This is a genomic window from Candidatus Eisenbacteria bacterium (assembly GCA_016235265.1).
Taxonomy (GTDB): Bacteria; Eisenbacteria; RBG-16-71-46; order RBG-16-71-46; family JACRLI01; genus JACRLI01.
The window spans coordinates 251,186-271,138 of sequence record JACRLI010000002.1 but is presented as its reverse complement, the minus strand read 5'-3'; the positions used below and the strand labels follow the sequence as shown (position 1 = coordinate 271,138).

Sequence of the window (19,953 nt, the reverse complement as noted above, 5' to 3'; positions counted from 1 at the left end):
GCGCCCCTGCGCGCCCGCGCAGGCCAACTCCGCCAGCAGGGCGCGGGCCGCCCTTGCCTGGGCGTCCCCCAGGTGATACCTTTCGCGCCCACCCTGGACACGATGGGAAGCCGTGCGTCCTCTAGCTCTCGTGGTGTTTCTCACCGGCACTCTTCTGCTGCTCCTTCACCTCGGCCGCGCGGACATCCGCGGCGGCGAGGAGGGCCGGCACGCGGTCATGGCGCGCAACGCCGCGCGCCACGCATCTCAATTGCTCAATCCCTCGCCCGAACCGGCGGGCGCTCCGGGGCGCACCCCGTTCCTGTACCCCGCAGTGGCCGCGGCCTTTCTCCGGCTGCCCGGCCCCGCGGAAGGCGCCCTGAGGCTGCCCTCGTCGCTCGCCGTGCTGGCCGCCGCCGCGGCGCTGGGACTGCTGGCGGCCCGGGGCGCGCCGCTGGCCGGGGTGACCGCCATGGGGCTCTTCCTGCTGAGCCCGCTGGCGCTCATCGCCGGGCGCCTCGCCACCCCCGACGCCGCAGCCACCCTGTTCGCCGTGCTGGGCTTCGCTTCCTCGGTCACCGCGGCCCGCAGCGGCAACCGGCCGGGGCTCGCGCTCTCGGGGGTGCTGCTGGGCCTGTCATTCCTGTGCCGCCCGTGGGTGTGCCTGCCGGCGGTGGCCGGTTCGCTGGTGGCCCCGGCCGCCGCGCCGCACGGCCGGCACGATCGGCCCGAGCGCCGGCTGCTCACGCTCGCGGCCGCCTTCGCGCTCACCGCCGGCTCCCATTGGATCCTGGTCTCGCTGTTCTCGCCGCTCACCTGGAACCACTGGGTGGATGCGCTCACCGCGCCGCTGATCACCCGTCCCGTCGGGGCCAGCTGGCCGAACGACGCCCACCTGGAACTGTGGGCCACCCTCGCCCCCGCCCTGCCCCTGATCGCCCTGGGCCTGCTGGCGCACCTGCGCGATCCGTTCGAGCCGCTGCACCTGGCCACGATGGCGTGGGCGGCGGCCTCGCTGGTGGCGCGGCCCGTCCCCATGGACGGCCCCGGTGCCCTGATGTTCCTCCCGGCCTGGTGCCTGGTGGGCGCGGCCGGCGCGGTGGAGCTGAGCCGGTGGGCCACCGTGGAGCAGTGGCGCTATCCGTGGTCGGCGCGCATCGGCATTGCCGCGCTGGTGGCCGCGGCCGGCGCGGCATTCATCCCGGTGTTCGCCCCCGCGCTGCGCCCCCTCGGCGGACCGCTCGCGGTGGGCCTCGATCTCGCCGGCTGGGCGGCGCTCCTGTGGCTGATCGCGGGCCGGTACGCCACGCAGCCCCTGAAGCTGGCCGCCGCCGCCACGGGGCTCCTGACCGTGCTCGGGGCGCAGGCAATCGTGACCCTGCCCCTGCTGCACCGGGCCGAGTCCCGTTCCGCCTATCGCGAGGCCGGCGCACTGCTGGCGACCACCGTCCAGGGGGCGGCCCTCGACGCGGTGGCATTCGTGGCGCCCGACCCGGAAGCGCTGGCCTTCTACGTCTACCGCCGCGGGGTCTCGTGGGCTCCGGGGGGCCGCATCATGGATCCCGGCGCCTTCCTGGACCTGGCGGACGGCCGGCACGCCCGCGCCTACGTGGTGCCCGCCGGCCCGGCCCCGGCGCGCGAGGGCGCGGAGCCTCCGAGTGGCATGATCGAGTGGCTGGCCACGAACAAGGCCGAGCGCACCGCGGAGCTCGGGGGGCTGCTCGGCTCACCGCCGCCCTGCCGCGTCTTCGTGAACGGCGCCCCCAACGTGCCGCCGATGGGTCCGGCCCGCCCTCCCGGTGTGCCCGAGCGCAAGGCCATCATCCATCCCGAGCCGCAGCCCAGGCGCTACCGGCGCCTCTGAGACTTTCCGGGGCCGGGGCGCCTGCTGTCGGGCGTGCGGGGATTCGCCGCCCGGGCCCCGGCCTGCGCGAGGAACTCCGCGAGCGTGCGGTGGCCGGGACCCGGACGCCACGTGATGGCTCCGCCGCCGGCCGTCGCCGGGAACGCCGCGTAGGTGGAATCCGGCGCGAGCGTCCCACCGCCTCCGGTCACCCTGGCCCCCGGCGGCGCGAACACTCGCACGCGGGCGGGCCCTGCCGCCCCGGCCTCCAGCCTCCAGGTCCAGCCCGCGGCCCTCGCACGGTAGTTCGCCTGCACCGTCACCCGGTCACCGCTCACGAGAAGTGGGCCCACCACCAGCGATTCGCCCGGCGCGACCGCGGGCAGGCCCCTGCCGAGCGCCAGGTCCCCTTCCACGTCGGAAACCACCCGGTCCAGCAACTCGCGGGCGGCGCGCGAGCCCTCGACGGCTTCCGGCGGGATCACCAGGTCGAAGTCCCGGCGCCGGATGTTGAACGTCGCGGGGAGGCCCCCCTGCACCGTGGAGTGGGCCACCACCGACAGCAGTCCCCGCGCGCCGGCTTCGGAATCGTCCGGCAGCGCCGCCACCCGATCCAGGGAACGGCCGACGAAGGCGGAGTCCCCCACGCACGCCATTCCCTCGCTCAGGCGCCAGCCGCGCTCGCGCGTCAGCACGCCCAGCTTTCCGGTGGGCATGCCGCCGGAGAGGCCGAGCCAGCCCAGGGCGGGCTCCCCGCGGGCGAGCGCGGAATCGGGCAGGGCCTGGAGCCGCTCCTCCAGCCGCGCGCGCGCGACGCGGGACTGCTCCAGCCGGCGCGCGGCTTCGCCCGCCCGGCCGGCACAGGCCAGCCAGCCAGCGTAACGGTTCAGCGCCCACGCGGACGTGGCCAGCTCGAGCAGGTCGGCGCCCCGGGGCGCGCCGGGAGAGCACCACGCCGCCAGGCTGTCCGCGCTGCGGGCCAGGGCGGCAGCGAGACTGTCCCCGGGGGGCAGGCACGCCGGTGAGGCCGCCGGCGAAGCGTGGCCGCCCGACTGCGCGGACGGCGGGTCCAGGGCCAGTTCCGATTCGATCCCCAGCAACCCCGCGGTGGCGGCCCGGCCGTCGCGCGTGGAGAGCAGCACGTCCCCCTCGCGGTGCATCGCCCGGAGCCCGTCCATGCCGAGGCGGGTCCAGTGGCCCATTCCCAGGCGCTGCCACAGCCTCAGCACCCGCACCATGTCCAGCGGCTCGGGCGCGGGGCGCCGGTTCTTGTTGGAGAGAATCGTGGGCAGCCCCAGGTCGGCCCGCACCTGGAGCAGGCCCAGGGCGAGGTTGCCGCGAACGAACTCGTCCAGCTTGCGCTCCCCCAGGTGCATCGCGGGCAGGCCCCGAAGCCAATCATCCCAGGTGGCGTCGAAGCGGGCGCGCAGGGTATCCGAGGACATGGAGTTCAGCAGCCCGGCGTAGGAGTCCGGAGCGGGCTCGGCGGGGTAATAGAACGTCAGCGTGGTGTCGCGGCCCGGCGCGATCGGCAGCTCGTAGCGGGCGAGCAACACCGGGCTGGTGGGCGTGGTCTCACTGGCCACCGCGCCGAACATGCCGCCGTAACTCCGGCCAGGATACGCATAGCGCGCCGAGGAGCCCCGCGGATACACACCCATCACCTGCATCTCGCGGATGATGGCGTTGCGGCGGAATTCGTAGTGCCAGCCGAACGAGAAGTGATAGCCCACCAGGCACCAGCGTCCCGGGGAGTCCGGCGCGCGCATGCCGGCCCAGAAATGCGCCTGCCGCTCCTCGAAGCCCAGGTTGGCGATACGCACGCGCACCACGTCCACCTGCGGCGGACACGCCCCACCCAGGGCCAGCGGGGCCGAGAAGTACTGGAACTCGTAGCGGAAGCCGTCGCGCTCCAGGCGGCCGTGAAGCAGCGGGCGCCCGTCGGGCGCGCAGGAGATGGCCACGCCGTCCACGGGGGCCATCTCGACCCCGGTGTAGTAGGTGAATTCCGCGTAGCCGTTGTTGAGATAGCCCTCGGCCGTGACCTGCGAGGCCGTGGGCCGGCCCGGCAGCCCCACCTGGTAGACGGGCCGGGTGAAATAGTCCGCCGGCCGCGCGGGCGGCGCGAAACCGGAGTGGAGTGCCAGGAATGCGAGGAATGCCAGGGAGGTCCGCACGGGGCAATTATAAGGCAGGGCAGCACATGGGACAAGGCGGACCGAGCCCGGGCCGGGCGCGGACGGACCCCGGGCGGGACCCGGACGGGGCCCGCCCGTCCCTGCCCGCGCAGATTCGCGGATCAGCTCCCATCGAGGCCCAGTCGGTGCGATTCCCACACCGCCAGACGCCCCGCCCCGTAGCCCAGGGCCGCCCCCGCCAGCACGTCCGTGGGCCAGTGCCGGCCCAGGTACACGCGCGAGATCCCCACCAGCGCGGCCGCCGCGTAAGCCCACGGGGCGACCTTCGGGTGGCGCTCGGCGATCACCGTGGCGAATGCGAAGCTCACCGCCGCGTGGCCGGACGGAAAGGAGGAACCGATCCGCGCCGATGGGCCGTCGGGCCGCTCGCGGTAGACCAGCAGTTTGAGCCCCAGCGCCATCGCCCCGGCCTGCATGGTGGCCGCTCCCGCGACCCGGCCGGTGACCGCGAGGCTGTCGTGGCCGAGGAGCGCCAGCGCCCCGCACCCGGCCAGCACCACCGCCCCGTTGCCCAGCTGCGTGGCGCCGGACATGAAGTCGTGGACCGTGGGATCGTAGAGCGTCTCGTGGAAGAACTTCCGGCCTTCGCGGTCGAAGGAGTTCTCGGCGCGGGCGGGCGCGGGCGCAGCCAGCGCCAGCAGCAGCCACAGGAACGGGAACATCGCCCCGGGCTGCACGCGGGATCGCGCGGGGAGACCGGCCCGGCGCTCACATGGCATCCAGGATCTCCTTGACCGTGGTCCGCACCCGCTCGGCGGTATCCAGGGCCGAGCGGGAGTCGTAGTCGTCGTACAGGCGCTCGGCGCGGGCTTGGCCGACGCCGGACTCGAAGCCCGCCTCGCGCTCTTCCCAGGCCACCCGAGCCACGTGGATGAGCGCGTCCAGCTTCGCCCTGGCGGAGGGGGAAAAGCGGTCGCGGTGCTCGTCGAGCTGCGGGCCGACGTCCACCCACGTGGGGGGATCCACCCCCACCGCGGCGAGGGCCGCCTTCAGCGCCGCCTCGATGGCGTCGTAGCCCGCGCGGGCCGCCAGCCCGTGCCGCCCGGCGGCCGCGTGCGCCTCGCCGTGCTCCAGTTCGCCGACCAGCCCGGCCAGCCTCCGGCGCGCCCGGTTCAGGGCATCCGATGACATGAACCGCCGTCTCCCTTCACGCTCCTAGAACAGGCTGCCCAGGCTCAGCAGCCAGCGGGCGCGCACCGCGCCCTCGCCCCCCGCGGGCCGGCTCAACCAGACCGGGAAATCCAGGCGCACCGTAAGATCCCATGGCAGCCCGCGCCCCACCAGCGAGAATCCGGCGTCGGCGTACGTGGCGCCCGCACCGTCCACGCCACTCACCCCACCGAGCCGCGCGGCGTCGGCGAACACCAGCGCCACCACCTGCGGCCGCCGCGGCTCGTCGAGCCCGGACCAGATCATGGACTCCGGGCCGAACCAGGCGCGGGCCAGCGGCGCCTCCAGGTTGGCGGCCGCGAAGCGGCGTGACACGACGTCGCGGTCGAAATAGCCGCGCACCCCGGCGCCCCCGGCCACCACCACGTGCCCGCCGGTGTCGAACACGCCGCGCGAGCGTGCCAGCGCGTGGTCGAATTCCTCGTGCGGGCCGGCACCGGCGAGGCGGAAGAGCTCCTGGGGAGCGGCGATTGGACGGGGGCCGGGGTCCGTGGGAAGAACGGCGCGGACCTCCAGCGTGGGCAGCGTGCCCGCGGCCAGCCGCACCCGGGCCCGGTCCGCGCCCCCGCGTCTTGCATGCAGGCGCAGGGCGCCGGAGAAGCGCACGAAGCGATCGCCGCCGGTCCGGTCGATTGATGACGGCATACTGCCCCGCGCCTGGAATTCCGGTCGCACTGCCAGGGAGCGGAACATCCAATCGCCGGCCGCGGAAACGTCCCACGTGGTCTGCCCCCAGCTCACGGAGTCCCCGTTGGGGGATCCCTCCCGGTGGCGCAGGTACTCGGGGTGGAACAGCAGCCAGCGCTCGATCCCCGCGCGCACCGCGTAGCGCGGCGTGCGCGCCGGGTCCGGCTGCAGCCACAGCGTCACGCCCCCGCGGGAGCGCGAGCGGCCCTCGCCCCGGGCCGCGTCCAGCGCCAGCTCGCCCCGCAGCGTCCGCCCCGCGAAGCGGAAGGCGGCGGAGCCGTCCAGCCACGGCCGAAGAGCGCCCTCGAGAGAGCGAGTGGGCAGCGCGCCCCCGACGCCGAGGGTCCAGCCCCCGTCCGGAGGCTCCAGTCTCAATCGTAGCCCCGCGCCGGCGCCGTCCAGCCGGTTGTAGGTCAACATGGGCCGCCACCACAGGGTGGCGCGGTCCACGCGGCGCGCCTGCAGCCTCGCGACCCCGTTGGCGAACTGCAGCGCCACGCCCCCGCGCCATTCCTCCGCCGGCGGGTGCGCCCGCGCCACGCCCCCGAGCCAGAAGCCGAAGAAGCTGTCCAGGGGCTCGCCGGTCGAGCTCTCCATCGCGGAAAGGAAGTCGGCGGTGGTGGGGTGTCCAAAGCTCCACCGCGAGGCGTAGTCGCGCAGCGCCTGTTCCATGTGCTGCGGCCCGAGGCGCCGCTCGAGCGCGTCCAGCATCAGCGCACCACGGGTGTAGACGGCGCGGATGTAGGCGGTCTGGGTGGCGAAGGAGTCGGCCGGGAGGCCCATCGGCTCGCCTCCCCCGCGGCGTTCCCAGTCGAGGAGCGCCCGCCAGTGCTCGCTGCGCTGGTCGTCGGGGGTGACCAGCAGCCGCGCCAGGGCGCCGCCCGGGGCGCGCAGGTTGTGCGTCCCGCCGTAGCGGCGTTCCACCGACTTGAGCGCCAGCCAGGTGGCCGGTCCCTCGTCCAGGAAGGCCTCGCGCGCCTCGTCGTTGGCCACGGTGCCGTAGAACCACTGGTGCGCCACTTCATGCGCGAGGACCTCCTGGAAACGGCGCGAGCGCGTGTCGGCGTAGTGCGCCCGCGAGATCCACACCAGTGCGGGCTTCTCGATGCTGGCGGAGAGGGCCCGGGTGCCGACCAGGTCCAGGTGATCGTGCGGGTAGGGGCCCAGGCGGGCAGCCAGATCCGCGAGCACTTCCGCCGCCCACCCGGGGGCGCCGGCCCACGTCCCGGCGTCCCCCGGCGGGCACACCGCGGAAACGGTCACCCCGTCCCGGCGCAGGGCGCGCCATGTGAAGCTCTCCATCGCCGCGAACGCGAAGTCGTGCACCCGCTCGGCGCCCAGGCGCCAGGTGACCAGCGCGTTGCGGTCCGATTCCGGCGGCCCCGGGCGTTCCCACACGAGCACCTCCCGCTCCCCCAGCCCCCGCAGGCGCAGCCGCACCTCCGAAGGAAGCACCTCGTCCGGGTTGAGCAGGCTGCCGGTGGCCACCACCAGGTAGCTCGCCGGGAGCGTGAGCGCCACCTCGTAGCTCCCGAAGTCGGCGAAGAACTCCCCGCGCCCGGCGTACGGGTCCGCGTGCCAGGCGCCGCGGGACGGGTCACCGGGGACCGGCGCGTACACCGCCACCTTCGGGAACCACTCGCCGGCGAAGAACTCGCGGCCGCGAAAACCGTCGTGCACGTTGATCCCGGGGAAGCGGTCCACGAAGGACAGCACCGCGCGCACGGAATCACCGGGCGCGAGCGGCCCGGGCAGCTCCAGCACGCCGAGGCTGGGATCGGGACCCGGGACGAAAGGGCGGGGCTGCCCATCCACGCGGGCCGACTCCACCTCGCACTCGCCCCAGCGCGATGGCTCCAGGTCCGCCACGTCCCAGCGGTCCCCCCGGCGATGGGCCCGGTCCAGCTCGGTGCCGGGGCGCACGGCGCGGTGGTAGAGGTGGAAGGTCAGCGCGCGCAGGGTGTCGGGCGAACGGTTGAGATAGGTGAGCGTCTCGCGGCCGGAGATCACGCGGGCGTCGGGATCGAGCTCCACCTCGAGGCGATAGTCCGCGGACTGCTGCCAGCGCGGCGGTTCCGGCGCCGCCGCGGCCGGAGGAGCCCAGGCCGCGGCGCACCCGGCCAGCGCGAACCACGCGGCGCGATGCCGGAATCCAACGAGTGTCGTCACGGGTCCCGATGGTAGGCGAGCCCGGTGGCCATGCCAACGAGGGATTGACCCCGGCGTCACCGGGTGTCACCTTCCCCGTGTCCGGCAGGGCGTTTCCGCACGCCGCGGCCCCGGCCCGGTCCCCGAGACCTTTGGGACCGCCCCACCCGCCCGGACGGGCCGCCGGATTCTCCGCCGCACGTCCCTTCATACCGGGAACCCATGAGCCGGGAGGCGTCGTTGCAGACCTATTACGATCCCGCCGACCTCGCGAAGTTCGGCGACATCGCCGAAGGCGGCAGGGACCTGGCCGCGAAGTTCTTCGCCTACTACGGCGCCGCGCTCTCCTCCGGCGCGCTGTCCGCCCGCGAGAAGGCCCTCATCGGGCTGGCCGTGGCGCACACCGTGCAGTGCCCCTACTGCATCGACGCCTTCACCTCCAAGTGCCAGGAGGAGGGCGCCGACCTGGAACAGATGACCGAGGCCGTGCACGTGGTGTGCGCGGTGCGCGGCGGCGCCTCGCTGGTGCACGGCGTGCAGATGCTCGAGCACGCCCGCAAGGCGGGCATGTGAGCGGCTCCCCGCGCGCCACCGAATCCCTGCGCTCCCGACACTCCCCCCTGGCGGAGCCGGCCGCCCAGCTCGCCCTGGTGCGGTCGCTGCGCCTGTCCCCGCATGAGAGCGGCGGGCAGGAGGGCTTCGCCGCGCGCCTGGCGGCGGCGGGCTGGCCCGCCCTGCAGCCCGGGGGCATCGAGGTGTTCCAGATCAACCTCGGCAAGCTCTGCAACATGACCTGCCGCCACTGCCACGTGGACGCCGGCCCCGATCGCGTGGAGGAGAACATGGACCGCGCCACGGCCGAGGCGTGCCTGGCGGCCCTGGACCGGACCTCCGCGCACACGGTGGACCTGACCGGCGGTGCGCCCGAGCTGAACCCCAGCTTCCGGTTCCTGGTGGACGAGTGCGTGGCGCGAGGCAGGCACGTCATGGACCGCTGCAACCTGACCGTGCTGCTGCTGCCGAAGTTCCGGGACCTGCCGACGTGGCTCGCGGAGCGCGGGGTGGAGGTGGTGTGCTCGCTGCCGCACTGCCGGCGGCGCAACACCGACGCCCAGCGCGGCGACGGCACGTTCGAACGGTCCGTCGAGGCCATGCGCCGCCTGAACGCCGCCGGCTACGGCGCGGGCGACCCGAAGCGCCGGCTCACGGTGATGGTCAATCCCACCGGCGCATTCCTCGCCGGCGACCAGGCGGCCATGGAGAGGGAGTGGAAGGAGACCCTGCAACGCGAGCAGGAGGTGCGCTTCGACCGGCTGATCACGCTCAACAACATGCCGATCTCGCGCTTCCTGGAATGGCTCGTGGACACCGGGAACCTGGGGACCTACATGGAGCGGCTGACTTCGGCATTCAACCCCGCGACCATCCCCGGCCTGATGTGCCGCAACACGCTGTCCATCTCCTGGGACGGGCGCATCTTCGACTGCGACTTCAACCAGATGCTGGACATGGAGGCGCGCCTGCCGGGCGGGGGCACGATGACGGTGCAGGAGTTCGACCCGGACAGGCTGGCGAAGCGGATCGTGGCCACGGACAGCCACTGCTTCGGGTGCACCGCGGGGGCGGGATCTTCGTGCGGGGGGGCCACCGCGCCGCCGGGCCCGGGCGGCAACGGTGACGGCGGGAGCCGGTAGGCGGGAGCCCGCGGGCAGGAGCCCGCAGACGGGAGCCCGCGAGCGGGCGCGGCGCCCGCCGGCCTCGCTGCTGCCGGCTAGATGACCTCCAGCGAGCCGGCCTGCACCCAGCCGGCCAGGTCCGCGGAGAGCTCGATCTCGCGCCACGGCCCGGCGGCGCGGCCCACGCGCACCACGGTGCCCTCGTGGAGCGTGAAGGGCGCGGGGAAATCGGTGCCCGGACCGCTGCGCACCGCCACCTCCTGGCCCAGCAGCACCGCGCGCACGTCCGAGCGGTCGCGCATCCCGAGCGCGACCCCGCCCGCCTGCAGCGCCAGGCCCGCCCCCAGCAACACCCCGGCCCAGCGCAGGGCCGTGCCGCGCCCTCCGGCAAGGCGAAGCGCCCCCAGCCCCGCGGCGCCCGCGAGCAGGGCCCAGCCGATCCAGAACAGTGTGGATGCCGACACCCGGCGGACCACCTCGAGGGCGAACTTCGCCAGCTTGGAAGTCTCCTCGGGCGGGCGCGCGTCGCGGGTCAGGCTGCGCGCGTAGCGCAGGCTGGCCTGCACGTCGGGCTCGTCCAGGCCCATGCGCCGCGCGCGCTCGTAGCCGGCGATGGACCGGCCCAGCTGCCCGCTCTTGAGCAGCGCGTTGGCCCGGTTGTACTCCAACTGCGGCGCGGAGAGGCCGGTGCCCCGGGCGCGATCGTACAGGCGAACCGCGTCCTGGAAGCGCCCGGCCCGGTAGGCCGCATTGCCTTCCTGGTAGGTCCGCTCGGCCTGCGCGGGGACGGCGGCAACTTCCCCCGCACGGCCTGCCGCAGCGGTAATGACCTGCGCCAGCGCAAGGGAAATCGCGAGCCGGCCCGTGATCCGGCCCACGAACCTGCGCGCAGGGCGGCCCACGCTCCTCTCCCGCCTCATCGCCGGCCTCCCTTCCTCCGCGCCGAATCCACCGCGCGCGCCAGCGCTTCCGCGCCGGCGGCCAGTTCGGCCCGCGCGGCGTCCGTCAGCGCCCCGGGTGCGTAGCGGAAACGGTCCTGGCGCTCCAGTTCGGCATGGATCACCGCCACGTCCTCCGCGGCTGTCCTGCGCGCGGCCAGGGCGGCGTCCAGCCCGTCGCGGGTGAACCCCGCGGGCAGGGCCAGGGACTCCGTCAGCACCTCGGCGACGGTCCGCTGCAATTCAGCCAGCAGCGGCGCGGCATCGGTGCCGGGCGGGGCCGAGCCCAGTCGCCGGGCGGCCGCGCGAAGCCTGCCGCCGCCGCGCGCGGGGGCGCCGCGACGCGCGCGCTCCCGGAGGTTCATCAACAGCGCGGCCGCCAGCCAGCCCGCCAGCGGCAGCGCCTCCAGCGCCCACGTGGACGGCCGCGACAGGAAGTCGGTCCGCGGAGCGCGCCACGCTCCCGGCTCCGTGCGGATGAAGCGCACGTCGCCCGCGGCGCGGGGCGGGCCGCCCGCGGCCACCGCGGAACCCGCCTCGCCCGCGCGCACCCGCAGCGGGATGGGCGCGGTGCGCACGGTGCGGTACTCGCGCAGATCGGGGTCGAAGTACACCAGCGAGAGCGGCGGCAGGGTGTACTCCCCGACCACCTCGGGCAACAGCATGGTCTGCACCGTCTTCTCCCCGCGCACCTGCGACTCGGTCTTGGACATGCTGATGTTGCTCGAGCCGGCATAGGTCTTGAAGTTGTTCAGCGGGGGTAGCTGCGGGTCGGGCACGGTCTTCACGTTTCCCTGCCCGCGCACGCGCACGGTGAGCGTCACCGGCTCGTTCTGGCGCGCTTCCTGCCGGTCCACCGACGCCTCCAGCGAGTAACGGCCCACCGCCCCGCGGAACTCGGGCGGGGACTTCGGAGGCACGAGGGCGTCAATCTCCAGCGGATCGGTGGTGAGCGACGCCTCGCGCACGCGCCCGCGCATCTGGAACAGGCTGAAGGGGTCGTCCGGGTCCGGCCGGCCGGACTCCTCCACCTGGCAACGCAGCCGGGCGCGGCCGATCACGTGGCGCCCCGGCGTGGTGGGAAACAGCGCCATGCGCAGCTCGGTGACGTAGTACTGGCGCCCGTTGACCACCTCGTAGTAATTGCGCTGCGGCGGCAGGTCCTCGGACCAGAATCCGGTGACCGGCGGCCCCGAGTACTCCGGGGTGCGGGTGAGACGCCCGGATCCGTTGTAGAACTTGAATGTCCATGTGACCTGCTGGTTCACGTACGCCCGCGCGCGGTCCACCGAGGCGCGCACGAACATGTCGTCGCCGCGGGCCACGCGCCGGCCCCCGGGGCCGGCCGGGGGCTGGACCGGCGCGCCGCGGCCGGCCGGGCCCTGCGGCGGCGCGTTGGTCACCGGAGGGGAGCTGCGCACTTCGAGCTCGATGGAGTTGGAGCGGACCACCTTGCCGCCGATCTCCACCTCGGCGGGCCCCAGGGTGAACTTCCCGGGCCCCTTGGGCATCAGCACGTAGGCGAAGGTGGCGGCCGCCGAGAATTTGCCGTTCACGATGGAGATGTTGCGCGAGGTGCCGGCGGCGTACACCACGAACCCGGGCATCGGCGGCAGCTTGGGGCTGCCGTCCCCACCCTGGAGGGTGAGCGTGTAGGTGATCTGCTCGCCCACGCCGGCCACATTGCGGTCCACCGCGGCCTGCAGGCGCGGCTCCTCCGCGCGCGCCGCCGGGGCGGCAATCGCCAGGCACAGCCACGCCAGGAGCGCGGCGGCCAGGGCCGCGGGACGCACACGCGGGCCTCCGGGGAGGCTCACGAGCCCTCCCCCCGGAAGGCGCTCGGTGAAGATGCTCACCAGTCCTTCTCCAGGCGCCGCTCGGTGACGCGCGCCTTCATCCGTTCGTTCTGCAGCCGCTGCTCGTCGGTGGCCAGCGCTTTCAGGATCTGCTCCGCCTGCTCCTTGTTGAGCTGCTGGGGGTCCTTCGCGGATTGGCTCTGCTTCTGGCCCGAGGGCCCGTTGCCCTCGCTGGGCTTGGGACGCTCACCGCCCTTGTCAGGTTGTTTCTTCTGCTGCTTGTCCCCTCCACCTCCGCCGGGGTTCTGCTGTTGCTGGCTGGCCTGCTCCAGCCGGGCCTTCACCAGCTCGTAGTTGAACTTGGCGTCGGCGTCCTCGGGGTTCTGCCGCAGCGAGGACCGGAAGCTCTCCAGCGACTGCGGCAGCTGGTTCGAGCGGACCATGGCGTCCCCGTGATTGAAGTGTCCCGCGGCGCGCAGGCCGGGCGTGCCGCCCCGCGAGGCTTCCTCGTACTCCCGGGCGGCCTCGGCGTAGCGTTTGAGCCGGTAGAGGGCGTTGCCCGCGCCCTGGTGCAGTTCGGCCACGCCGGGGTGGCGCAGGAGCCCTTCCCGGTACGCCGCCAGCGCCGCCTCGAACTTCTGCTGCTCGAACATGCGGTTGCCGGCGTCCAGCGCGTCGCGCGGCGATTCCGCAAACGCGGCACCCGCGGCCAGCGCCACGGCGGCCACGCAGGCCGCCGACAGCGCGGCGCGGAGGAGCCGGCGCCCCGGAGGGCGGATGTGTGCGCGCCCGCCGGGGCGCAGGAAACCGGCGGTCCCGGGCCGCCCGCTCATCGCCGTCCTCCCGGCCGCCGCTTCCAGCGCCGCTCGCCGATCCACCATTCCGCCAGCAACAGCGCGAAGCCGGCGCCGGCGAACCATTGGAACCGGTCCTCGAACTGCGTCACCACTCCCGACTGCACTTCCTTCTTCTCCTGGCCCTCGATGGCTGCGGCCACCTGCTCCAGCTCGAGGTTCCCGGGGTTGGCGCGGAAGTACGCGCCGCCGGTGTCCCGGGCCAGCCGGCGCAGCGGTTCCTCCTCGAGCCGGGTCATGACCACCCGTCCCTGCGAGTCCCGCTTGAACCCGGTGGTGCGCCCCTGCGAGTCCAGCAGCGGGATGGGCACGCCCGTGGGGTTGCCGATGCCCACGGCGTAGATCTTCACCCCGTTGCGCCGCGCGGTCTCCACCGCCGCGTCGAGGTCCCCCTCGTGGTCCTCGCCGTCGGTGAGCAGCAGCAGCGCCTTGTACTTGGTCTCCTTCTGGACGAAGCCGCGCACCGAAACGCGCACCGCCTCGGCCAGCGCGGTGCCCGGTTCTGGCACCGTCTCCGGCGAAACCGCGTTCAGGAGCAGCGCCACCGCGTTGTAGTCGAGGGTGAGCGGGCACACGGTCACCGCCCGCCCCGCGAACGCCACCAGCCCCACGCGGTCCCCGCGCAGCCGGCTCATCAGCTCCACCAGGGCGCGCCTGGCCGAGGCCAGCCGGTCGGGCCGGTAGTCCTGCGCGCGCATGCTGGTCGAGGCGTCCAGGGCCACCACCAGGTCAATGCCTCGCTGCTTCACGTTGCGCAGCCGCGTGCCGAACTGCGGCCGGGCAGCGGCCAGGGCCAGGCAGGCCAGCGCGGCGAGCAGCAGCGCCGCACCCCACGCGCGCCGCGCGCCGGACACCTCGCGCGAGAGCCTCGCAGCCAGGGCCGGGTCCGCCAGCGCGCGCAACCGGCCACGCCGCCGGGCCGCCGCCCACAGCAGCAGCAGCGCGAGCGCCGGCACGCCCCACAGCGCCTGGAGCCAGGCGGGGTCGGCGAAGCGCATCAGCAGCCCTCCCCGGGCGGAGGAACCGGCGCCCCGGAGGGCAGCGGACGCACGGGACCGGCATTCCGGTCTGCGGGGGCGCCGGGCGTGCGCGGACGACGCAGGGACTCCGCCGCGCGGCTCACGGGATCTTCACCCACGCGCCCTGGCGCAGCAGTTGCTCGGCCCCCAGCAATGCCAGGGCCAGCCCGCACAACACGCTGCCGAGGTCGTTGTATTCCATGGTCACCCGCTCGTCGATGCGGCTCTTCTCCAGCCGGTTGATCTCGTCGTAGATGGCGGTCAGCGCCTTGCCGCTGGTGGCGCGGTAGTAGCGGCCCCCGGTGATTGCGGCGATCCTGCGCAGCGAGACATCGTCGACGTCGGACTCGATGCGCTCGTAGCGGCGCCCGAACACCGGGTCGTCCACCGGGTACAGCGCCATACCCTCCACTCCCACGCCCACGGTGTACACCTTCACCCCGTAGGTCTCGGCCACCCGAGCCGCCGTGAGCGGGTCGATGGAGCCCATGTTGTTGCGCCCGTCGGTGAGCAGCACCACCACCTTGCTCTTGGCGGGTGAAAGCCGCAGGCGGTTCACCGCGCTGGCCAGCGCCACGCCGATGGCGGTGCCGTCCTCCACCATGCCGAAGCTCACCTGGTCGATGAGCCGCAGCAGCACTCCGTGGTCCAGCGTGAGCGGACACTGGGTGAAGGCCTGCGAGGCGAACACCACCAGCCCGGTGCGGTCGTAGGGCCGCGCCTCCACGAAGTGCCGCGCCACCGTGCGCGCCGCCACCAGCCGGTTGCCGGGCTGGATGTCCTCGGCCTGCATGCTGGTGGAGGTGTCCAGCGCCAGCATCACGTCCACGCCCTCGGTGGATACGGTGATCTCACGGTGGCCGCTCTGCGGGCGGGCCAGGGCCACGACCAGCGCCACCAGCGCCAGCACGCGCAGCGCGCCCAGGAGCCAGAACCGCGCCCCGCGGTGCGCTCCGTGAAAGAGCCCCAGCGAGGACACCACCGCGCCGGCACGCCCGCCCAGGCTGCCCCGCGCTGCCAGCCACAGCGCCAGCGCCACGGGGACCAGCAGCAGGAACATGCGCGGCTCGGCGAAGCGGATCACGCGGCGTCCTCCTGCGGTTCGCGCGGCCGGGTCCGCTCCACCACCTGGACCGCGCTCTCCAGCACCTCTTCGGACACCCCCGGAGCCGGCGTGACCCGGGCGAACTTCACCAGGTCGGAGGTCTCGAACACCCGCCCCAGCAATTCACACTCCGCGGGCAGCGCTTCCCGGAGGCGCTCCAGCACCTCCCCGGTGGTCATGTCCAGCGCGACGAACCCGCAGCGCTCCCCAAGATAGCGCCGCAGCACCGACGTGAGACGCACGTGGTATTCCTTGTACCTGCGCTGCGCCAGCAGATCCGAGCCGCGCAGCGCCTCGAGATCGCGCAGCGCCCGCACGTGCGCGGGCAGGCGCCTCTCCGCCTCGCGGCGGCGGCGCGCCAGCCACACCACCAGCCACACCGCCAGCGCCAGCAGCGCCAGCGCCCCTGCGGCGATGGCCGCCGGGCGCACCCACGCCGGCAGCGGGCGGCGCCAGGTCACGGGAGCCTTGATGTCACGGATGTCCCGGCCCTTGTCCCGGGGTCCCAGCACCGACTGCACCAGCACCCCGGCGGGCGGCAGCTGCAGGGCCGTGGTGTCGCGGCCGGACACGCGAACCACCGGCCCGGGCAGCGTCAGGGCCCCGAGATCGAAGGCGGCGAACGTGGCCACCAGGGTCTCGCGCGTCCGCCCGGTTTTGAGTCTCTCCCGGGCCACCGCGCCCACGGAGCGGAGCTCGAACCCGCCCCAGGAGGAGTCGGGCCGCGGCCACTCCACGCGGGCGCCCTCGGCCACCTCCACCGACATCTTCACCTTCACCAGCGAACCCACGGTGAACCGGCCCGTCTCCACCTGCATCTGCCCGATGGGGGGCGGATCGGCCGGGCTTCGCATCCGCGCACACCAGGGCCGCCGCCAGGGCGCCGGCGCCGGCCCACCGGGCCCACGGGATCCGTTCCGCAGCCCCGCGGCCGCGCACCACCCTGCCGCTCACCGCGCGCGCCGCTCGAAGAAGGCCATGAGCGGCTCCACGAACGACTGTCCGGTGGTCAGCGTCACGGTCTCCACGCCCGCGCGGGCCAGGGCGGCCCGGCCGGTCTCCAGCCGCTTCACCTGGTCGGCGTGAAACTGCCGCCGCACGCGCGCGCCGGAGGTGTTCACCAGCCCGCGCGCGCCGGTCTCGGCATCCACCAGCTCCACCAGCCCCTCCGCGGGGAACTCCAGCTCGGCCGGGTCCTGGATGCGCAGGGCGATCATGTCGTGGCGGCGGTTGAGCAGCGCCAGCTCCTTGACCGGCAGCCCGCCCAGGAAGTCCGAGACCAGGAACACCACCGCCCGGCGCTTCACCACCCGCCGCAGCTGCTCCAGCGGGCCCTCCATGCGCGTGGGCCGCCCGGTGGCGCGCGCGCCCTGGATCTCGCGGATGATGCGCAGCGCGTGCGCGCGCCCCTTGCGCGGCCGGAGGAACTGCTCCACCCGGTCGCTGAACAGCATCAGCCCCAGCTTGTCGTGATTCTGCAGCGCCGAGAGGGCCAGCACCGCGCAGATGCGGGTGGCCAGCTCCGCCTTGGTGGACTCGCGCGTGCCGAAGCCCAGGGAGCCCGAGACGTCCACCACGAACACCACCGTGAGCTCGCGCTCCTCCTGGTACTGCTTCACGAAGGGCCTGCCGGAGCGCGCGGTCACGTTCCAGTCGATGCTGCGCACGTCGTCGCCCGGCTGGTACTCGCGCACCTCCGCGAACTCGATGCCCCGCCCGCGGAACACGCTGTGGTACTCGCCCGAGAACACCTCGTTCACCAGCTTGCGGGTGCGGATCTCCAGCCGGCGCACGCGCCGGAAGTTCTCCAGCGCCTCGCCCAGCGGCTCGGGCTCGGGATCGCCCAGGAAGAGTCTCTTGAGCCTGCGGATCACGGCACCTCGACCTGGTTCAGGACGCGCTGCGCCACCTCGTCGGAGGTGATTTCCTCCGCCTCCGCCTCGTACGTGACGAGGATGCGGTGCCGCATCACGTCCAGCGCGATGGCCTTGACGTCCTCGGGGGTGACATAGCCGCGTCCCTTGAGGAACGCGTGGGCGCGGGAGGCCTGCGCCAGGCACAGCGTGGCGCGCGGCGAGGCGCCGTAGGCGATCAGGCCGCGCAGCCGGAGACCGAAGCTCTCCGGGTCGCGGGTGGCCATCACCAGGCGCACGATGTACTCCTTGATCTTCTCGTCCATGTACAGCGACTGGACCACGCCGCGCGCGCGCAGGATGTCGGCGATGCCCACCACCGGCTGCACCGCTGGAGGATTGGAGGCCATCCGGTCCAGGATCTGGTGCTCCTCCTCGCGCGTCGGGTAGCCCACCTTGAGCTTGAGCATGAACCGGTCCACCTGGGCCTCGGGCAGCGGGTAGGTGCCCTCCTGCTCGATGGGGTTCTGCGTGGCCAGCACCAGGAACGGCTCGGGCAGCGGGAAGGTCTCGTCGCCCAGGGTGACCTGGCGCTCCTGCATCGCCTCCAGCAGCGCGCTCTGCACCTTGGCGGGCGCGCGGTTGATCTCGTCGGCCAGCACGAAGTTCGCGAACACCGGGCCCTTCTTGGCGGCGAAGCTGCCCTCGCGCGGGTTGTAGATGAGCGTGCCGGTGAGGTCGGCGGGGAGCAGGTCGGGCGTGAACTGGATGCGCTTGAAGCTGGCCTGCACCGCACCCGCGAGGGTGCGCACCGCGAGCGTCTTGGCCAGCCCCGGCACGCCCTCGAGCAGCAGGTGGCCGTCGGCCAGCAGGCCGATGAGGAGCCGGTCCACCATGTAGCGCTGGCCCACGATCACGTGCCCGATCTCTTCCGTGAGCCGCCTCGCGAACTCGCTCTCCGCCCGCACCCGCTCGTTGAGTTCCGTCACCGATCCTTGCACCGCTTCAGCTCCTTCCCGCGGAGGCCAGCGCCTCCTCGACGCGCCAGAGGCGCTCGGTCTGTTCGATCCAGTGCTGCCACGACGCCGGGTCCGGCTCCCCCGGCTCGTAGCAGCGCACTTCCAGCGTCGCCGCCAGCGCGCCCACCCGGTCGCGCACCATCTCGGGCGCGGTGCAGGCGGCCGCCCACGCGCGGAACGCCTCGTCCCCCGAGCCGCTCCAGTGGCCGCCGTGGCGGCGCACGGCCTCCGATTTCAGGAACGTCACCAGTTCCGCGAGCGCCCTGCGGTCCGGGCTGCGCGCGGCCAGATCCTTCAGGCGGGCTGCCGCCCGTTCGTCCGGCGTGGGCCCCGGGCCCGTCCGCTCCGTCGGCCGCCGACGCTGGCGTCCGGCGACGGTGAGCCCGGCGGCCAGGGCGCAGGCCCCGGCGAGGAAGGCCAGCAGGTTCCAGGCGTGGGGCTTCAGTGTCAGGGGAGGCAGCACCTCCATCGCGGTGGGTGGCAGGGCCACCACGCGGCGGGCCGGGCCGCGGGCCAGCACCGCGGTCAGGGAATCCAGGGGGACCACCCCCTCCTTCGTGGCCACCAGCCTGTAGATCAGCTTCGCGTGCATGGCGTAGCCGCCGCCCGGCTGGTCCCGGGTGCTGCGCACCTGGTAGCCGGTCTCGCGCAGCTCGTAACCCGGCCTCGGCCTCCATAGCGGCAGGGCCACCTCGTCCCCCGTGGGGCTGCCCCATACGAGATGGATGTGCAGCTCGAACGGTTGCCCGCGGTGGGCGACTTGCGGGTCGCTGTGCAGGCTGGTCTCCCACAGGCGGATGTCCAGGCTCTCGGCGGGCGCGGCGGCCGGGGGCGTCCGCGGGACAGGCCCGTCCCCCGGCGCGGGCGTCGTGACGACTCCCCGGGCCGACGCGGAAAGTCCGGGGACCGCCGGCGAGGCCGCGAACGCCGCTCCCGAATGGAGCACGACGAGCCCGGCCAGCACGGCGAGGCCGATGCGGAGGGACGATTTGTGGGCAGTGAGAGGATGGCGGGTCATCGAAGGGCAGTATAGCCGCGCGGCCCGCCCGCGTGGAAGGGGCCGTCCCGGGACCGGATCGGGGCCGTCCCGGCCCCCCGAAATGCGCGGGCCGGCCCGGGGGATCCCGGTCCGGCCCCGCCGCCCGCGGCCCGCCGCGAGGCGGGTCCGGGAGCGATCAACCCAGTCGCTCTTCCATCTCGTCGGCGATCTCGATATCCCCCACCCCGGGCACCAGGAAGTCCTCGCGCTCCAGGTCCTTCCACAGGCTCTCGGCCAGCCGCGGACCGGATTCCAGGTGGAAGGGCGGCCGGTAGCTCTCGACCAGTTTCACCTGGGAGAGACGCATCATCACCCGGCCGGCGCGCTGGCGGCGGCGCTCCAGATCGTGATCGCAGCGGCACTCGAGGATCTGGCGGTGGACGTTGACCCGCGTGAGCATCTCCTCCGGGCCGCGGATGCGGAACTTCTCCGCCGCGGCCTGGAACTGCACGTGCGCCTGCATCCACTCGCCGTTCCACGCCAGGGCGAGGGCTTTGCCGTACTGCCACTCCCCGCTCTTGACGCTTTCCCACATCGACGTCGAGGGATGACGCCGCGGGTCCGGACGTCGGGACATGGCTACCTCCTCGGTTGCTTGGGCAAGTTGGGGTTCCGCCGGAGTGTTTGCA

At 73.8% G+C, this 19,953-nt stretch carries 17 protein-coding genes; 3 read left to right on the top strand and 14 right to left on the bottom strand.

Annotation, left to right across the window (positions count from 1 at the left end):
* Positions 1-112 precede the first annotated feature (112 nt).
* On the top strand, positions 113-1,843 hold the full coding sequence (locus tag HZB25_01535; GenBank protein MBI5835902.1) for a glycosyltransferase family 39 protein: 1,731 nt from the start codon (positions 113-115) through the stop codon (positions 1,841-1,843).
* On the opposite strand, the gene HZB25_01530 is transcribed toward HZB25_01535, so the two are convergent.
* The 4 genes from HZB25_01530 to HZB25_01515 all read right to left on the bottom strand — a co-directional run bounded on the left by HZB25_01530 (position 1,828) and on the right by HZB25_01515 (position 8,046).
* Positions 1,828-3,999, bottom strand: coding sequence for a hypothetical protein (locus HZB25_01530; protein ID MBI5835901.1), 2,172 nt, complete (start codon positions 3,997-3,999; stop codon positions 1,828-1,830). The genes HZB25_01535 and HZB25_01530 overlap by 16 nt on opposite strands.
* A 122-nt stretch (positions 4,000-4,121) precedes the next feature.
* On the bottom strand, positions 4,122-4,739 hold the full coding sequence (locus tag HZB25_01525) for a phosphatase PAP2 family protein (protein ID MBI5835900.1): 618 nt from the start codon (positions 4,737-4,739) through the stop codon (positions 4,122-4,124).
* Entirely contained in the window at positions 4,729-5,151 is a 423-nt protein-coding gene (locus tag HZB25_01520; GenBank protein MBI5835899.1) for a HEPN domain-containing protein, read from the bottom strand. The genes HZB25_01525 and HZB25_01520 overlap by 11 nt, the downstream gene beginning before the upstream one ends.
* 24 nt (positions 5,152-5,175) lie before the next feature.
* Positions 5,176-8,046 carry a M1 family metallopeptidase gene (locus HZB25_01515; GenBank protein MBI5835898.1) on the bottom strand — a complete coding sequence of 957 codons (2,871 nt, stop codon included), beginning with the start codon at positions 8,044-8,046 and terminating at the stop codon, positions 5,176-5,178.
* 219 nt (positions 8,047-8,265) lie between these two features.
* Here HZB25_01515 and HZB25_01510 point away from each other — a divergent pair, with 219 nt between their 5' ends.
* A complete protein-coding gene (locus HZB25_01510; protein ID MBI5835897.1) occupies positions 8,266-8,598 on the top strand; it encodes a carboxymuconolactone decarboxylase family protein in 333 nt (110 codons plus the stop codon).
* Entirely contained in the window at positions 8,595-9,719 is a 1,125-nt protein-coding gene (gene arsS, locus HZB25_01505) for an arsenosugar biosynthesis radical SAM protein ArsS (protein ID MBI5835896.1), read from the top strand. Before HZB25_01510 ends, arsS begins: the two co-directional genes overlap by 4 nt.
* Before the next feature lie 77 nt (positions 9,720-9,796).
* Here the strand turns inward: arsS and HZB25_01500 are convergent, their stop codons facing one another.
* From HZB25_01500 to HZB25_01455, 10 genes are all read right to left on the bottom strand, one after another.
* A complete protein-coding gene (locus HZB25_01500; GenBank protein ID MBI5835895.1) occupies positions 9,797-10,621 on the bottom strand; it encodes an SH3 domain-containing protein in 825 nt (274 codons plus the stop codon).
* Positions 10,618-12,495, bottom strand: a complete 1,878-nt coding sequence (locus tag HZB25_01495) for a protein BatD (GenBank protein MBI5835894.1) — start codon at positions 12,493-12,495, stop codon at positions 10,618-10,620. Before HZB25_01495 ends, HZB25_01500 begins: the two co-directional genes overlap by 4 nt.
* The gene (locus HZB25_01490) at positions 12,492-13,268 is read right to left on the bottom strand and encodes a hypothetical protein (protein MBI5835893.1); all 777 of its coding nucleotides are present in this window, start codon (positions 13,266-13,268) and stop codon (positions 12,492-12,494) included. The genes HZB25_01495 and HZB25_01490 overlap by 4 nt, the downstream gene beginning before the upstream one ends.
* Complete coding sequence (locus HZB25_01485) at positions 13,265-14,287, bottom strand: VWA domain-containing protein (GenBank protein MBI5835892.1); 1,023 nt, start codon at positions 14,285-14,287, stop codon at positions 13,265-13,267. The genes HZB25_01490 and HZB25_01485 overlap by 4 nt, the downstream gene beginning before the upstream one ends.
* 121 nt (positions 14,288-14,408) lie before the next feature.
* A complete protein-coding gene (locus HZB25_01480) occupies positions 14,409-15,392 on the bottom strand; it encodes a VWA domain-containing protein (GenBank protein ID MBI5835891.1) in 984 nt (327 codons plus the stop codon).
* A complete protein-coding gene (locus HZB25_01475; GenBank protein MBI5835890.1) occupies positions 15,389-16,267 on the bottom strand; it encodes a hypothetical protein in 879 nt (292 codons plus the stop codon). The genes HZB25_01480 and HZB25_01475 overlap by 4 nt, the downstream gene beginning before the upstream one ends.
* Positions 16,268-16,363: 96 nt before the next feature.
* Positions 16,364-17,236 carry a DUF58 domain-containing protein gene (locus tag HZB25_01470; protein MBI5835889.1) on the bottom strand — a complete coding sequence of 291 codons (873 nt, stop codon included), beginning with the start codon at positions 17,234-17,236 and terminating at the stop codon, positions 16,364-16,366.
* Positions 17,237-17,283: 47 nt separating this feature from the next.
* Positions 17,284-18,162: a MoxR family ATPase gene (locus HZB25_01465; GenBank protein ID MBI5835888.1), complete on the bottom strand. Its 879-nt coding sequence runs from the start codon at positions 18,160-18,162 to the stop codon at positions 17,284-17,286.
* A 109-nt stretch (positions 18,163-18,271) separates the two neighbouring features.
* Complete coding sequence (locus HZB25_01460) at positions 18,272-19,303, bottom strand: hypothetical protein (GenBank protein MBI5835887.1); 1,032 nt, start codon at positions 19,301-19,303, stop codon at positions 18,272-18,274.
* Between the two features lie 157 nt (positions 19,304-19,460).
* Positions 19,461-19,901, bottom strand: a complete 441-nt coding sequence (locus tag HZB25_01455) for a hypothetical protein (GenBank protein ID MBI5835886.1) — start codon at positions 19,899-19,901, stop codon at positions 19,461-19,463.
* Positions 19,902-19,953 lie beyond the last annotated feature (52 nt).

Excerpts from the sequence above, each read along its gene's own strand:
- HZB25_01525 (MBI5835900.1), bottom strand. The coding sequence starts at position 4,739 with ATGCCATGTGAGCGCCGGGCCGGTCTCCCCGCGCGATCCCGCGTGCAG.
- HZB25_01520 (MBI5835899.1), bottom strand. The coding sequence starts at position 5,151 with ATGTCATCGGATGCCCTGAACCGGGCGCGCCGGAGGCTGGCCGGGCTG.
- HZB25_01500 (MBI5835895.1), bottom strand. The coding sequence starts at position 10,621 with ATGAGGCGGGAGAGGAGCGTGGGCCGCCCTGCGCGCAGGTTCGTGGGC.
- HZB25_01490 (MBI5835893.1), bottom strand. The coding sequence starts at position 13,268 with ATGAGCGGGCGGCCCGGGACCGCCGGTTTCCTGCGCCCCGGCGGGCGC.
- HZB25_01485 (MBI5835892.1), bottom strand. The coding sequence starts at position 14,287 with ATGCGCTTCGCCGACCCCGCCTGGCTCCAGGCGCTGTGGGGCGTGCCG.
- HZB25_01475 (MBI5835890.1), bottom strand. The coding sequence starts at position 16,267 with ATGCGAAGCCCGGCCGATCCGCCCCCCATCGGGCAGATGCAGGTGGAG.
- HZB25_01465 (MBI5835888.1), bottom strand. The coding sequence starts at position 18,162 with ATGGTGGACCGGCTCCTCATCGGCCTGCTGGCCGACGGCCACCTGCTG.
- HZB25_01460 (MBI5835887.1), bottom strand. The coding sequence starts at position 19,303 with ATGACCCGCCATCCTCTCACTGCCCACAAATCGTCCCTCCGCATCGGC.
- HZB25_01455 (MBI5835886.1), bottom strand. The coding sequence starts at position 19,901 with ATGTCCCGACGTCCGGACCCGCGGCGTCATCCCTCGACGTCGATGTGG.